Origin of the sequence: Aquitalea sp. FJL05 (assembly GCF_003852595.1) — a bacterium.
GTDB lineage: Bacteria > Pseudomonadota > Gammaproteobacteria > Burkholderiales > Chromobacteriaceae > Aquitalea > Aquitalea aquatilis.
In genome coordinates this window covers 325879-339913 of the sequence record NZ_QAJS01000006.1, presented here as the reverse complement: position 1 = coordinate 339913, position 14035 = coordinate 325879, and the positions used below count along the sequence as shown (strand labels likewise).

Sequence of the window (14035 nt, the reverse complement as noted above, 5' to 3'; positions counted from 1 at the left end):
TCGTCAAATGCAGCAATATGCTTGCTCGACGCCAATACCGGGCAGAAAGACGGGTCTGGCCAACCTGTGAGAGTTGTCGCCTGACCCCATTATCGTCAGCAATTTCTGTAAGCTCAAATAGCGAGTGACAATGAAACCCCTAAAAAATCCTAATCCATGACCGATTCCGCTCTCGAAGGCTTTGATATCTCCAGCAATATTGCCCGAATCCAGTGGCAGGAGGCACAGCCCATGCTGCACCAGGCCGATGTCCTGGCCTGCGAAGTGCCGGTGGCACTGGTCTACAACGGTCTGGCGCATGTGGTGATGATGGCCAGCCCGCAGCAACTGGAAGATTTTGCCCGTGGTTTCTCGCTGGCCGAGGGCATTGCCCGGCAGGTCAGCGATATCTACGACATCGAAGTACGCAACGCCGCCAGCGGCATCGAGGTGCATGTCGAGCTGGCCACGGCCTGCTTTGCCGCCCTCAAGGAGCGCCGCCGCCAACTGGCCGGCCGTACCGGCTGCGGCCTGTGCGGTGTGGAGCAACTGGCAGAAATCTTTCGTCCCTTGCCCGCTTTGCCGGATACGGTAAGGCTGGGTTGGCCAGCGCTGAAGCGGGCGCTGCAGGCGCTGCCCGAGCGGCAAACCCTGTCGCAGCAGACCGGCTGCGTCCACGCGGCCGCCTGGCTTGATCTGCAAGGCAGCTTGCTGAAGGTGTGCGAGGACGTTGGCCGGCATGTTGCGCTGGACAAGCTGATCGGCCGGCGGGCCATCAGTGACTGGGGCGCGGGCGTGGCACTGGTGACCAGCCGCGCCAGCTACGAAATGGTGCAAAAGGCTGCTGCTGCCGGCATTGAAATCCTGGTGGCGGTTGCCGCCCCCACCGCGCTGGCGGTGCAAATGGCCGAACAGTACGGCCTTACCCTGCTGGGTTTTGCCCGGCCGGGCAGGGTGAATGTCTACACCCATCCGCAGCGGCTATTGGCTGGCTGAGCCAGCGGCTGTCACGGCTGGCCAGCTTGTGGCAGATGGACGGGGCGGCCAGGCAGATTCCAGCTGTGCTTCAGCAGCGGCTGATAGCCGCGTGGCCGCGATTTGTTGCATTGCGCAAAGGCAGATGGGCATTGTCGAACAATGGCCTTGCTTTTATGGCGAAGATCGGGCCAGAATCGAAGTCCGACATATCAACCTTTCTATATAAGAAGCAAGCATGGCACTCATCGTACAAAAGTACGGCGGTACCTCGATGGGCTCTGCGGAGCGCATCAAGAACGTGGCCCGCCGTGTCGCCAAATGGAAAGCGCAGGGACATGATGTCGTAGTAGTGGTATCTGCCATGAGCGGCGAAACCAACCGACTGATTGCCCTTGCCAAAGAGATCCAGGCCTATCCGGACCCGCGCGAGCTGGACGTGATCATTTCCACCGGCGAACAAGTCACCATCGGCCTCCTGGCCATGGCACTCAAGGAAATTGGCGTCGACGCCAAGAGCTACTGTGGCTGGCAAGTGCGCGTCACCACCGACGACTCGCACAACAAGGCACGTATTCAATCCATCGACGAAGCCGCCATGCGGACAGACCTCGCGGCCGGTTCGGTCGTGGTGGTGGCAGGCTTCCAGGGCATTGATGAAAACGGCAACATCACCACGCTGGGTCGTGGTGGTTCCGACACTTCCGCCGTGGCGCTGGCCGCTGCGCTGAAGGCCGACGAATGCCAGATCTACACCGATGTCGACGGTGTCTACACCACCGATCCGCGCGTCGTGCCGGATGCCCGCCGTCTCAAGACCATTACCTTCGAGGAAATGATCGAGATGGCCTCGCTGGGCTCCAAGGTATTGCAGATCCGTTCGGTGGAATTCGCCGGGAAATACAAGGTACGTCTGCGTGTACTGTCCAGCTTCGAAGAGGAAGGGGAAGGCACGCTGATTACGTTCGAGGAAGATGAAAACATGGAAAAGGCCGTAGTTGCAGGCATCGCGTTTGACCGTAACGAAGCACGCATCAATGTGAAGGGCGTACCCGACAAGCCGGGCATCGCTTACCAGATTCTGGGCCCGATTGCCGATGCCAACATCGAAGTCGACATGATCATCCAGAACGTGGGCGAAAACGGCACGACCGATTTCTCCTTCACCGTGCCGCGCGGCGAATTCCCGCGCACCATGGACATCCTGCGCGAAGTGCAAACCCATATCGGCGCCGCCAAGATCGATGCCGACGACAAGGTAGCCAAGATCTCCATCGTCGGCGTGGGCATGCGCTCGCACTGTGGCGTGGCCTCCACCATGTTCCGCACCCTGGCGGAAGAGGGCATCAATATCCAGATGATTTCCACTTCGGAAATCAAGGTATCGGTGCTGGTGGACGAGAAATACCTGGAGCTGGGCGTGCGCGTTCTGCACAAGGTATTTGGTCTGGATCAGCCGGCATAATTTTTTAGGTAGATGCTTGACAGGGCGCGCCAGCTTGCTTAATATGGCGCTCTCTGAACGGAGAAATGGCCGAGTGGTCGAAGGCACTTCCCTGCTAAGGAAGCATACGGGCTTAAACCTGTATCGAGGGTTCGAATCCCTCTTTCTCCGCCAGAATCTGCACCCGTAGCTCAGTTGGATAGAGTATTTGGCTACGAACCAAAGGGTCGGGCGTTCGAATCGCTCCGGGTGCACCAAAGTCCCTATAGTTTAGCGGTTAGAACACCGCCCTTTCACGGCGGTAGCCGGGGTTCGATTCCCCGTGGGGACGCCAGGATTCAAGATCAAGCCCAGTCGCAAGACTGGGCTTTTTCGTTTCTGTTTTCCTTTTCCCTGTTGCGGTATTCCTGCCGTACGTGTTTCCTTCCAGTTCGGCAAGCAGACCATACATGGCCTGCTTGCCTGATCATCGCTATTGCCGTGCCATGCAGGCCTGGTAGCGCACATTCACCTTGTCGGCAAACCATTGTGTGGTCAGCTTGCGGCTGATTTTCGGGCTGTGCAGGTCGATCTGCGGCATGCGTTCGCGTGGCTGGGGCTTGCCGGCCTGCTTGTCTGCCAGTGCAAACAGCTTGCGGTACAGCTCGCTTTGCGCAAAGGCGCTGTTCTTCTCCTGCTGCAAATCCCGTTCGATCTCGCCTTGTTTCATGTCCAGTTTTGTCTTGAGTTCCAGCAGCGCCCGGTAGCTGCTGCCACTGGCCTGTTTGCCGCTATAGCTGAGCAAATCGCCATCCAGTGCCAGCTTGCGGCCGGTGAGCTGGCTGAGCGCGGCCTGGAATGCCGCATTGCGGCTGCTGTAGCGCCCGGCATTGAAGTCGGCGAAGCGATAGCGCATGTCCTGATAGGGAGCCGGGTATTGCAGCAGGATGGCGCTGCCAAAATACACGCCGCCACGGCGGGTGAAGACGTCATTGCGGATGCTGTTGCCGGTCTGGTAAGGATAGGGCCAGATTTTGACGTGGGCTTCGGCAAACTCCACGCTTACCTGCATCGGCCCGCCGGTGCGAATGGGGTTCTTCATATTCATCGGCAGCCCCAGCTTGCTGGCTTCGGCTGACATGTCTTCGAATAACAGATTCATCTCGCGCTCGGTGCGCAGATTGTCTATGCGTGATTTGTAGCTTTTGCCATTGGGCGAGGTTTTCAGCAGGGCGGCTTTGACCACCGGCAGCGGTACCAGGTATTTGTTGGCACGCTCGCCGATCTTGCCCCAGACAATGGCTGGCAGATTAGGCACGCCGGGGTCGCCTTGCCAGCTGGATTCCTGCTCGATCACCGCGGCTACGGCGCAGAAATTGTCGGCTCGGTAGGGGAGCTTGAGTGCGGTAAAGGCACTCAGGATGTCATTGTTCCAGCCCTGGCGATCACCGATGCCAGGTGGCAGCAGGCGGTTCAACAAGGTGCGTGCCTGGCTTTCTGTCAGCGGTGCTTTGCTGCCGGGGGGAGTGACCGGGCTGATAGTGACGGGTGGGGTGACTGGCGGGGGAGTGGTCACAACCGTGGCGGCGGGCTCGCTGGCTGCGGTAGGGATAACGGGTGCAGGTACTGGTACGGGGGCCAGATTTGTCGGCGTGGTGCTACAGGCGCAAAGCCCGGCTAGCAGCGCCAGGCTGAAAAGATGACGGGTCATACGGATAAAGTCCAAGAGGCCAAGCCGAGACCTTAGGCTATCTGCGCCGGTGCGGCAATGCTTGCAGTCTTGCCGTATCGGCAAGCATGGGCCGCTCAGGCAGGAAAATGCTGTTGCTGGCCGCGCTGTTATTTACAATGCATGACCGGGCCGGCGCAAACATCAGCGCCCAGCAACAAGCCACAGGTGGGAGAGACCGATGATTTATCTATATAGCGCGCAAGACGGCGAGCAGTACCGCCAGTTACTGCAGCAAGCGCTGCCACAGCGGCAGGTAGTCTGCTGGCCGCAGCCGGTGGAGGCTACGCAGGTGCGGCATGCCGTGGTGTGGAATCCGCCGGCCGGTTTTTTTGCCGGCATGACGCAATTGCAGGCGGTATTCGTACTGGGTGCCGGTGTGGATCGCATTCTGCGCCGTGATGATCTGGACCCGGCGGTGCCGGTGATCCGGCTGAGCGATGCCGGCATGGCGCAGCAGATGCTGGAGTACGTGCTCTACGGTGTGCTGCATGTGCAGCGCCGCATGGACCAGTATCAGCGCCAGCAACAGCACCGTCAGTGGCAGGCGCTGGCTGCTACGGCTGCCGGCCAGACCCGGATTGGCGTGTTGGGGCTGGGAGAGATTGGTGGCAGGGTGGCGCAAGGCCTGGCGGCAATGGGCTACGAGGTGGCTGGCTGGAGCAGGCAGGGGCGGCAGTTGCCGGGCGTGGCTGATTTTGTCGGTGAGCAGGGCTTACCTGCCTTGCTGGCGCGCAGTGACATCCTGATCAATCTGCTGCCGGCCACGGCAGAAACCCGTGGTTTGCTGAACAGCCAGCTATTGCGGCAACTACCGCGTGGTGCGGCGCTGATCAATGCCGGGCGTGGCGAGCAAGTGGACGAAGCGGCCCTGCTGGGCATGCTGGATAGCGGCCATCTGCGCTTTGCCTTGCTGGATGTGTTTGTAGTGGAGCCGTTGGAGAGTGTCCATCCATTGTGGCGCCACCCGGCGGTGCTGCTGACACCGCATATTGCCGCCATGACGCTGGCCGAGCCGGCGGTGGCGCAGATTGTGGCCAATCTGCAGGCGCTGCAGCAAGGTGTGCCGCCGCAGGGCCTGGTGCTGAGAGAGCGCGGTTACTGAGCGGGCAGTACCGCCAGCGGGTTGGTGGCCCGGCCCTGGTGGCGCAGCTCGAAATGCAGCATGTCGCGTGTACTGCCGGAGCGGCCTAGCGTGGCAATTTGCTGCCCGGCTTTGACTGCCTGGCCTTCTTTCACCAGCAGCGTCTGGTTGTGGGCATAGGCGGTGAGGTAATCATTGCCATGCTTGATGATGAGCAGGTTGCCATAGGCGCGTATGCCCTTGCCGGCATAGGCTACGGTGCCGCTGGCGGCCGCACGCACCGGGTCGCCTGCTTTGCCCGCGATGTCGATGCCCTTGTTGCTGCTGCCATTGAACTTGCCAATTAATTGCCCTGTGGCCGGCCATTGCAGCGTGATGGCGCTGGCGACCGGGCGTGCTGGCGTGCTGGTGGCCGGTTTGACTGGTGGCTTGGCCTGGGTGGAGCTACTGGTGGCCTGCGGGCTGATGCGCAGAAGCTGGCCGGCATTGATGCTGGCCGGGTCTTTCAGTTGATTCCAGCTCACCAGATTGCCGACGCTCTGGCGATGCTTGAGCGCAATGCGGTACAGCGTGTCACCGGGCTGAACACGGTAAAAGCCTGCCGGTGCCGGCGGGTAGTCTGGTAGCGTGCTGCAGGCGGTGATGACCAGTATCAGCAGCAGGTAACAGCGGCGAAGAAGGGATTGCATGCGGGCATTTTAGCATTGCCCTGCACTACCGGCCGACTTGGCTGGTTTTCGTGCCGTTTGCCCACTAAGCTGAAAGCCCCGCTGCAGTTTTGAAAGGAGTGCACGATGGCCGATGAACCGTTCTCGCCACAGAGCTTTCCCTATGCCGTAGAAGTGGAGGCCGGCAAGCATTACTGGTGGTGCGCCTGTGGACAAAGCGACAAGCAGCCGTTCTGCGATGGCAGTCATGCCGGCTCCTGTTTCAGCCCGGTGGAGTATGTGGCCGAGCAAAGCGGGCTGGTTTACTTCTGTGGCTGCAAGTTGAGTGAAGGCAAGCCCTTGTGCGATGGTTCGCACAGCCAGCTGTCCTGAGCTGTTGGTGTTGTAAAGAAAAACCCCGCCAAGGCGGGGTTTCTTGTGACTGGCTGATCAGCGGATGATGGGCTTGTAGCGGATACGCTTGGGCTTGGCACCTTCTTCGCCCAGACGCTTTTTCTTGTCGGCTTCGTATTCCTGATAGTTGCCGTCAAAGAAGGTCCACTGCGATTCGCCTTCCGCCGCCAGGATATGGGTGGCGATACGGTCGAGGAACCAGCGGTCGTGGGAGATCACGAACACGGTGCCGGCGAATTCCAGCAGCGCATCTTCCAGCGCACGCAAGGTTTCCACGTCCAGGTCATTGGACGGTTCATCCAGCAGCAGCACATTGCCGCCCTTGAGCAGGGTCTTGGCCAGATGCAGACGGCCACGTTCACCCCCAGACAGCATGCCTACCTTCTTCTGCTGATCGGCACCCTTGAAGTTGAAGCGGCCCAGATAGGCGCGGCTGGACATTTCAAAGCGGCCAACCGTCAGGATGTCGGCACCACCGGACACGTCGTCGAATACGGTCTTGTCGTCTTCCAGGCCTTCGCGGCTCTGTTCGACAAAGGCCATCTGTACGGTCTGGCCGATACTCACGCTACCGGAGTCCGGCTGCTCCTTGCCGGCAATCATCTTGAACAGCGTTGATTTACCGGCACCGTTGGGGCCGATGATGCCGACGATGGCACCAGCCGGTGCCTTGAACGACAGGTTGTCGATCAGCAGGCGGTCGCCAAAGCCCTTGGACACACCGTCGAATTCGATCACTTCATTACCCAGGCGCTCGGCTACGGGGATGAAGATTTCCTGGGTTTCGTTGCGCTTCTGGGTTTCGTAGCTGGACAGTTCTTCGAAGCGGGCAATACGCGCCTTGGACTTGGCCTGGCGGCCCTTGGGGTTCTGGCGCACCCATTCCAGTTCCTGCTTCATCGCCTTCATGCGCGCGCCTTCGCTCTTGGCTTCCTTCTCCAGGCGCTCTTCCTTCTGCTCCAGCCAGCTGGAGTAGTTGCCCTTCCACGGGATGCCTTCGCCACGGTCCAGTTCCAGAATCCATTCGGCCGCGTTGTCGAGGAAGTAGCGGTCGTGGGTGACGGCTACCACGGTGCCGGGGAAGCGCACCAGGAATTGTTCCAGCCACTCTACCGATTCGGCGTCCAGGTGGTTGGTCGGCTCATCCAGCAGCAGCATGTCGGGCTTGGACAGCAGCAGCTTGCACAGCGCCACGCGGCGCTTTTCACCACCGGACAGCGGGCCGATCTTGGCGTCCCACGGCGGCAGACGCAGTGCGTCGGCGGCCAGTTCCAGCTGCAGTTGTACATTGTCACCGGCACCGGCGGAGATGATGGCTTCCAGCTTGGCCTGTTCTTCGGCCAGGGCGTCGAAGTCGGCATCTTCTTCGGCGTAGGCGGCATACACTTCTTCCAGACGCTTTTGCGCGCCCATCACATCACCCATGCCGCTTTCCACTTCTTCGCGCACGGATTTTTCCGGGTCCAACTGCGGTTCCTGCGGCAGGTAGCCGATTTTCACGCCCGGCAGATGCTGGACTTCACCGTCGTATTCCTTGTCCACATTGGCCATGATGCGCAGCACGGTGGATTTGCCCGAGCCGTTCAGACCCAACAGGCCGATCTTGGCACCGGGGAAGAAGGACAGCGAAATATCCTTGATGATCTGGCGCTTGGGCGGCACCACTTTGCTCACGCGGAGCATAGACATTACATATTGAGCCATGAGGGACCACGCAGAAGGTAATCGTTAATGGGGGGATTCTACCAAAAGCAGGCCGCGCTGGCGTTGCCTGCTTTCGAGACTGCTTTACCAGAACCAGGCGAGGATGGCGGTGGTGAGCATGGCGAAGGCACAGCCGATCTTGGCGGCGGTACCGACCAGAAAGCCGGCCAGCGTGCCCACACCCACGCGACCGGCCTGCCAGGCGTCGCGCCGGGCAATGAATTCGCCAATCATGGCACCCACCAGCGGCCCCAGAATGACGCCGGCCAGCCCCATGGGCAGACCGGCAATGCTACCAATAAAGGCGCCCCACAAGGCTTGTTTGCTGGCACCGGTCATCTTGGCGCCCAGCAGGCCGGCGAGAAAATCGACGGCAACGCCACACAGGGTGATCAGCGTCAGGATGGTGAGCGATAGGCTGCCCAGGTGCTGGAAGTCATCGACCCAGCCGATGAGCAGCATGCCGCCCAGCATCAGCGGCAGACCGGGCAGAGCGGGAAACAGGACGCCGGCCATGCCGATGATGATCAGCAGGCTGGCTAGCAAGTAGAGCAGGATAGTCACGTGGGCTCCTCGAAGTAGCGGCAACACCATGAGAAAGCGGCCGGGCGACGGAAGTTCCGCCGGCCGGCCGCCATGTCATCTGCCTGCTGGGCTCAGGTTTTAGCGGGCGTATTCTTCCAGCAGCACGTTCTGTGCGCAGCGCTCCTTGCCACGGCTGGGGCGACGCTTGTAGCTGCCGTCAGATTGCATGTCCCAGGCGTTGACATTGTCTTCCAGGTACAGGCGCAGCGCTTCCTTGATGATGCGGCGCTTGACCTTGGGGTCGAGGATGGGCGAGCAGGTTTCAATGCGGCGGAACAGGTTGCGGCCCATCCAGTCGGCACTGGCGATGTAGAGGTTTTCCTGCTTGTCGTTATAGAAGTAGTAGACACGCGGATGCTCGAGGAAGCGGCCGACCACCGAGCGCACGGTGATGTTTTCCGACAGGCCCGGCACGCCCGGGCGCAGGGCGCACACGCCACGGATGATCAGCTGGATCTTCACCCCGGCCTGGCTGGCGCGGTACAGGGCATGAATTACCTGTGGTTCCAGCAGGGCATTCATCTTGGCGATGATCTGCGCCGGACGGCCTTGCTGGGCGTGTTCGATTTCGCGTTCGATGGAGTCGAGCAGCAGGCTGTGCAGGGTAAACGGGCTCTGGTACAGCTGTTTGAGCTGGCTGGCACGACCGAGGCCAGTCAGTTGCACGAAGATGTCGTTCACATCGCTGGCGATGTCTTCGTTGCAGGTCAGCAGGCCCAGGTCGGTATAGAAGCGGGCGGTGCGCGGATGGTAGTTGCCGGTGCCCAGATGCACATAGCGGCGCAGGCGTTTGTCTTCGCGGCGGATCACCATCAGCATCTTGGCATGGACCTTGTAGCCGAACACGCCGTATACCACGTGTGCGCCGGCATCTTCCAGGTGGCTGGCCCAGCTGATGTTGGCTTCTTCATCGAAGCGCGCCATCAACTCCAGCACCACGGTGACCTGCTTGCCGGCACGGGCAGCGGCAATCAGCGATTCCATCAGCACCGAGTCGGTACCGGTGCGATATACCGTCATCTTGATGGCCACGACCTGCGGGTCGGTGGCGGCCAGATTCAGCATGTCGATGACCGGCTGGAAGCTCTGGAAGGGGTGATGCAGCAGGATATCGCCCTTGCGGATGGCGTCGAACAGCGGCACTTTCTTGTCCAGCTGGTCGGGCAGGGAGGGTACGAAGGGCGGGAATTTCAGGTCGGGACGGTCGACCAGATCCGGCACCTGCATCAGGCGTACCAGATTGACCGGGCCGTTGACGCGGTAGACATCCTGCTTTTTCAGATTGAACTGGGTGAGCAGGAATTCTTCCATGTGCGGCGGGCAGGTATCGGCGATTTCCAGCCGTACTGCATCGCCAAACTGGCGCTGACGCAATTCGCCTTGCAGGGCGGTGCGCAGGTTTTTCAGGTCTTCGTCTTCCACCGTCAGTTCGCTGTCGCGGGTGACGCGGAACTGGTAGCAGCCCTTGACCGTCATGCCGAGGAACAGCTCGTGCACATGCGAGTGCAGGATGGAGGACAGGAAAACAAAGGTATGGGGGTGGCCGTTGCACACTTCCGGCGGCACCTTGATCACGCGCGGCAGGATGCGCGGGGCCTGCACGATGGCGATGTCAGACTGGCGGCCAAAGGCATCGCGTCCTTCCAGTTCCACCGCGAAGTTGAGCGATTTGTTCAACACCTTGGGGAAGGGGTGGGACGGGTCCAGTCCGATGGGGGTAAGGATGGGCAGCAGCTCGTTACTGAAGAAATCATGCACCCATTGCTGTTGCTGCTCGGTCCATTCAGTACGGCGCAGGAAAATGATGTCTTCCTGACGCAGCGCCGGGAACAATACATCACTCATCACGGCGTATTGCTGGCGGACCAGTTCGTGCGAGGCGGCTGATACCTTGGCCATGATCTGTGCCGGTGTCGAGCCGTCGGCCAGAATGCGGCTGGGGGTGAGCAGGGCGGTATCCTTCAGCCAGGCCATGCGTACTTCGAAAAACTCGTCCAGATTGGAGGAGACGATGCACAGGTACTTCAGGCGCTCCAGCAGCGGCAGGCTTGGGTCTTCGGCCTGAGCCAGTACTCTGCGGTTGAATTCGATCAGGCCCAGTTCACGGTTGAGCAGCAACTCGTGGGTTTGTGACATACGGTTTCGCGCCAATAATTGAGAGTGATTGAGACAAAAAAGCCCTCGGTCAGGAGGGCTCTGCGTATTGCTTACTGCTGCGGCGGCGTGTAGCCGGCTGGTGCATCTGCACCGGCACCGAAGAAATAGGCTTCCAGCTGCGCTGCCAGATACTGGCGGGCACGGGCATCGGCCAGGCTCAGGCGGTTTTCGTTGATCAGCATGGTCTGATAACGCAACCAGCCTTGCCAGGCTTCCTTGGAAACACTTTCATACACACGCTTGCCAAGCTCGCCCGGCAACGGGGGGAAGTCGAGACCTTCAGCCTCGCGACCCAGCTTGATGCAATTGACGTTTCTTGCCATTGCGAATCCTTGCAAAAGTTAAACCGAATATACTGCAGTATTGTGTCACAGACATGAAACCCTTCCAACCATGCCACGGCTGTGGCTGAAGCTGGGTTTACAGCTGTTTGACGAATATTTTCGAGCGGCGCTGATTGTTGTAGAAGGCCTGACGCGCCAGTGGCAACTGGCCACGGCCGGCTTCGGCAAAACCGCGCTCGACAAACCAGTGTGCGGTCTGGGTGGTCAGCACGAACAAGGCTTTCAGGCCCTGGGTGCGCGCCTGGTATTCCACATGCTTGAGCAGGGTTTCGCCAAAGCGGCCTTCGCGCCGCTCGGGTGCTACCGCCAGGCAAGCCAGCTCGGCCATGCCGGCCTCGGGGAAGGCGTGCATGGCCACGCAGCCATAAATCTTGCCGTCGTGTTCCAGCACCGAATACTGGGAGATTTCCATTTCCAGGTGTTCGCGACTGCGCTTGACCAGAATGCCTTGTTCTTCCAGCGGGCGAATCAGATTGAGTATGGGGCCGACATCATCAATGCTGGCGCTGCGCACCTTCACCAGCGAATCGCGCGCAATCATGGTGCCGGTGCCGCCATTGGTAAACAGCTCGGCCAGCAGCGAGCCATCTTCATGATGGCTGACCAGATGCGCGCGCGGGATGCCGTCGCGGGTGGCTTTCACGGCATAGGGCAGGTAGGCGGTGACATCGCGTTGCAAGTGACCGGCCTGCAGCAGGTCTTCGGCCTGCTGGGCGGTGAGCGAACTGACATGCTGGCCCAGCTCGTTGGTGACGCCACGTCCCTCGATCACGAAGATAAGCTTCTCGGCTTTCAGTGCAGAAGCCAACTGGGCGGCCATTTCTTCCATGGTCAGGTTGAAGGCTTCGCCGGTGACGGAGTAGCCAACCGGCGACAGCAAGACCAGCTCGCCGGCGGTCAGCCGGGTATTGATGCCGTCCACATCGATGCGTCGTACCTGTCCGGTGTACTGCATGTCCACACCATCAAGCACACCCAGCGGCTGGGCCGTGATGAAATTGCCGCCGGCCACGCGCAGATGAGCGCCGAACATGGGGGAATTGGGCATGCCCATCGACAGTTGTGCCTCGATGCCGTGCCGGGTAACGCCACAGGCCTGCTTGACGATTTCCATGGTACTGGCATCGGTCACTCGTCGGTCGCGGTGGAACAGCCGGTTCAGTCCGAAGCGCTTGAGCAGGGCTTCGATCTGGGGGCGGATACCATGCACCAGCACCACGCGCACACCCAGACTGACCAGCAGATTGATATCCTGCGACAGATTGTAAAAACCGCCCTCCATCACTGCTTCGCCGCTGATGGCGAGCACGAAGGTTTTACCACGAAAGGTATTGATGTAAGGGGCGGCTTCACGGAATGAGAGGACAAATTCCCGATTCAGCATTGTTGGATTGGCTCCCGCCATGGAAGGACTTCAGAAGTGACAAGCCTAGCAGGAATAGGACGGCATGGGCAGGGCTTTTGCCACCTGTCATCTGCTGGGAAGAAACGAAAACAGCCACCCCGCACGTGGCGGGGTGGCTGTCTGAGGCGGTATCAATTGCCTTGTTTGATCAGCAGTTGCTGCACCTTGAGGATGTTCAGACCTTGCGATAGCTGGTAATCCTGCTTCGGATTGGGTTCGCGCGGATTATCCGGGCTGGCGTTCTTGTCATCCTGCTGCTTGGGCGCTTCCTGCTTGAGCGGAGCGGCCACCGGCGGTTTTGCCGGTTTGCTCGCCTTGGCCGGAGCGTCGTCGCCATTGGGATTGGCCAGATGGTTTTCCAGATCCACTTCGCGCACGCGCAGGGCCTGGTCGGCGGCCGTCACGGTAGCGTCTTCCACCACCACATCCGGCACAATGCCCTTGGCCTGGATGGAGCGACCGCTTGGCGTGAAGTAGCGGGCGGTGGTCAGCTTGATGCCACCGGCACTGCCCAGCGGCAGGATGGATTGCACCGAGCCCTTGCCGAAGGTCTGGGTACCCACCAGCACGGCGCGCTTGTGGTCTTGCAGCGCACCCGCGACGATTTCCGAGGCCGAGGCCGAGCCGCCGTTGACCAGCACCACCAGCGGTACCTTGTGGGTTTCCTGCGGCAGGACCGACAGCGGATCGGGCATGCCCGGGCGGCCGTAGTTCTGCGGCGTGGCTGTCAGCTTCATCTTGGCATCGGCGGTGCGGCCTTCGGTGTAGACCACCAGCGCATCCTTGGGCAGGAAGGCGGCGGATACGCCAACGGCGCTGGTCAGCAGGCCACCGGGGTCATCACGCAGATCAAGCACCAGGCCCTTGAGCGGCTGCTTGTTCTGCTTGGTCATGCTGGCCACGGCTTCGGCCAGGTTCTCGGTGGTGTGTTCCTGGAACTGGGTGATGCGGACATAGCCGTAGCCCGGTTCCAGCAGCTTGAACTTGACGCTCTTGGTCTTGATGATGGCGCGGTTGAGGGTGAAGACCAGCGGCTTGGTTTCACTCTTGCGGGCAATGGTCAGTGTGACCTTGGTGCCGGGTTTGCCACGCATGCGCTTGACCGCATCGTTCAACGACAGGCCACGTACCGGTGTGTCGTCAATCTTGATGATCAGGTCGCCACTCTTGATGCCAGCCTTTTGCGCCGGAGTGTCTTCAATCGGCGAGACGACTTTTACCAGGCCGTCTTCGGCACCGATTTCAATGCCCAGACCACCGAATTCGCCCTGGGTACCTTCACGCAATTCCTTGAAAGCGTCGGCATCCATGTAGTCGGAATGCGGGTCCAGTCCGCTGAGCATGCCCTTGATGGCTTCGGTGATCAGCTTTTTGTCATCGACCGGATCAACATAATCCTGCTTGATGCGGCCAAATACTTCGGCAAAGGTACGTAATTCGTTCAGCGGCAGCGCAGTGGGTTCCTTGCCGGCAAAAGCCTGCACACTGAGGGTAAGGGCGCCGCCGGCCAGAGCGCCGGCCGCGAGCCAGGCAATTTTTTTCATGCGATGACTAGTCATATTGTGTGTTGGTCTCCGATACCGCGGGTG

12 protein-coding genes and 3 tRNA genes are annotated in these 14035 nt (G+C 60.3%); 7 read left to right on the top strand and 8 right to left on the bottom strand.

What is annotated here, in order from left to right:
• Positions 1-156: 156 nt before the first annotated feature.
• From fdhD to DBR44_RS06380, 5 genes are all read left to right on the top strand, one after another.
• Complete coding sequence (gene fdhD / locus DBR44_RS06400) at positions 157-975, top strand: formate dehydrogenase accessory sulfurtransferase FdhD (protein ID WP_124643114.1); 819 nt, start codon at positions 157-159, stop codon at positions 973-975.
• A gap of 217 nt (positions 976-1192) precedes the next feature.
• Positions 1193-2419: an aspartate kinase gene (locus tag DBR44_RS06395; RefSeq protein ID WP_059286973.1), complete on the top strand. Its 1227-nt coding sequence runs from the start codon at positions 1193-1195 to the stop codon at positions 2417-2419.
• Between the two features lie 59 nt (positions 2420-2478).
• Positions 2479-2572, top strand: a tRNA-Ser gene (locus DBR44_RS06390).
• A gap of 6 nt (positions 2573-2578) precedes the next feature.
• Positions 2579-2655: transfer RNA gene (locus DBR44_RS06385), tRNA-Arg, on the top strand.
• Between the two features lie 2 nt (positions 2656-2657).
• A tRNA-Glu gene (locus DBR44_RS06380) sits at positions 2658-2732 on the top strand.
• 138 nt (positions 2733-2870) lie between these two features.
• Here DBR44_RS06380 and DBR44_RS06375 read toward each other — a convergent pair.
• Positions 2871-4088 (bottom strand): DUF1615 domain-containing protein, encoded by a 1218-nt coding sequence (locus tag DBR44_RS06375; protein ID WP_124643112.1) that lies wholly within the window; start codon positions 4086-4088, stop codon positions 2871-2873.
• A 199-nt stretch (positions 4089-4287) separates the two neighbouring features.
• Between DBR44_RS06375 and DBR44_RS06370 the strand changes: the two genes are divergently transcribed.
• On the top strand, positions 4288-5211 hold the full coding sequence (locus tag DBR44_RS06370; RefSeq protein ID WP_124643110.1) for a glyoxylate/hydroxypyruvate reductase A: 924 nt from the start codon (positions 4288-4290) through the stop codon (positions 5209-5211).
• Here DBR44_RS06370 and DBR44_RS06365 read toward each other — a convergent pair.
• Positions 5205-5879: a peptidoglycan DD-metalloendopeptidase family protein gene (locus DBR44_RS06365; RefSeq protein WP_124643108.1), complete on the bottom strand. Its 675-nt coding sequence runs from the start codon at positions 5877-5879 to the stop codon at positions 5205-5207. The two genes, DBR44_RS06370 and DBR44_RS06365, sit on opposite strands and share 7 nt — an antisense overlap.
• A 105-nt stretch (positions 5880-5984) precedes the next feature.
• On the opposite strand from DBR44_RS06365, the gene DBR44_RS06360 reads away from it, so the two are divergent.
• Complete coding sequence (locus DBR44_RS06360; protein WP_103524883.1) at positions 5985-6230, top strand: CDGSH iron-sulfur domain-containing protein; 246 nt, start codon at positions 5985-5987, stop codon at positions 6228-6230.
• 57 nt (positions 6231-6287) lie between these two features.
• Here the strand turns inward: DBR44_RS06360 and ettA are convergent, their stop codons facing one another.
• From ettA to DBR44_RS06330, 6 genes are all read right to left on the bottom strand, one after another.
• Positions 6288-7955, bottom strand: coding sequence for an energy-dependent translational throttle protein EttA (gene ettA, locus DBR44_RS06355; protein ID WP_124643107.1), 1668 nt, complete (start codon positions 7953-7955; stop codon positions 6288-6290).
• A gap of 84 nt (positions 7956-8039) precedes the next feature.
• Positions 8040-8519 carry a DUF456 domain-containing protein gene (locus DBR44_RS06350; protein WP_124643105.1) on the bottom strand — a complete coding sequence of 160 codons (480 nt, stop codon included), beginning with the start codon at positions 8517-8519 and terminating at the stop codon, positions 8040-8042.
• 99 nt (positions 8520-8618) lie between these two features.
• Positions 8619-10676, bottom strand: coding sequence for a polyphosphate kinase 1 (ppk1, locus tag DBR44_RS06345; RefSeq protein WP_124643103.1), 2058 nt, complete (start codon positions 10674-10676; stop codon positions 8619-8621).
• A 71-nt stretch (positions 10677-10747) separates the two neighbouring features.
• On the bottom strand, positions 10748-11020 hold the full coding sequence (locus tag DBR44_RS06340; protein ID WP_059286551.1) for an oxidative damage protection protein: 273 nt from the start codon (positions 11018-11020) through the stop codon (positions 10748-10750).
• Positions 11021-11117: 97 nt separating this feature from the next.
• Positions 11118-12425: an amino-acid N-acetyltransferase gene (gene argA / locus DBR44_RS06335; protein ID WP_124643101.1), complete on the bottom strand. Its 1308-nt coding sequence runs from the start codon at positions 12423-12425 to the stop codon at positions 11118-11120.
• Between the two features lie 152 nt (positions 12426-12577).
• On the bottom strand, positions 12578-13990 hold the full coding sequence (locus DBR44_RS06330) for a S41 family peptidase (RefSeq protein ID WP_124643099.1): 1413 nt from the start codon (positions 13988-13990) through the stop codon (positions 12578-12580).
• Positions 13991-14035 lie beyond the last annotated feature (45 nt).

Coding starts and splice junctions, on each gene's coding strand:
- DBR44_RS06365 (WP_124643108.1), bottom strand. CDS start 5,879: ATGCAATCCCTTCTTCGCCGCTGTTACCTGCTGCTGATACTGGTCATC.
- ettA (WP_124643107.1), bottom strand. CDS start 7,955: ATGGCTCAATATGTAATGTCTATGCTCCGCGTGAGCAAAGTGGTGCCG.
- DBR44_RS06375 (WP_124643112.1), bottom strand. CDS start 4,088: ATGACCCGTCATCTTTTCAGCCTGGCGCTGCTAGCCGGGCTTTGCGCC.
- DBR44_RS06340 (WP_059286551.1), bottom strand. CDS start 11,020: ATGGCAAGAAACGTCAATTGCATCAAGCTGGGTCGCGAGGCTGAAGGT.
- DBR44_RS06395 (WP_059286973.1), top strand. CDS start 1,193: ATGGCACTCATCGTACAAAAGTACGGCGGTACCTCGATGGGCTCTGCG.
- fdhD (WP_124643114.1), top strand. CDS start 157: ATGACCGATTCCGCTCTCGAAGGCTTTGATATCTCCAGCAATATTGCC.
- DBR44_RS06370 (WP_124643110.1), top strand. CDS start 4,288: ATGATTTATCTATATAGCGCGCAAGACGGCGAGCAGTACCGCCAGTTA.
- argA (WP_124643101.1), bottom strand. CDS start 12,425: ATGCTGAATCGGGAATTTGTCCTCTCATTCCGTGAAGCCGCCCCTTAC.
- ppk1 (WP_124643103.1), bottom strand. CDS start 10,676: ATGTCACAAACCCACGAGTTGCTGCTCAACCGTGAACTGGGCCTGATC.
- DBR44_RS06360 (WP_103524883.1), top strand. CDS start 5,985: ATGGCCGATGAACCGTTCTCGCCACAGAGCTTTCCCTATGCCGTAGAA.
- DBR44_RS06330 (WP_124643099.1), bottom strand. CDS start 13,990: ATGAAAAAAATTGCCTGGCTCGCGGCCGGCGCTCTGGCCGGCGGCGCC.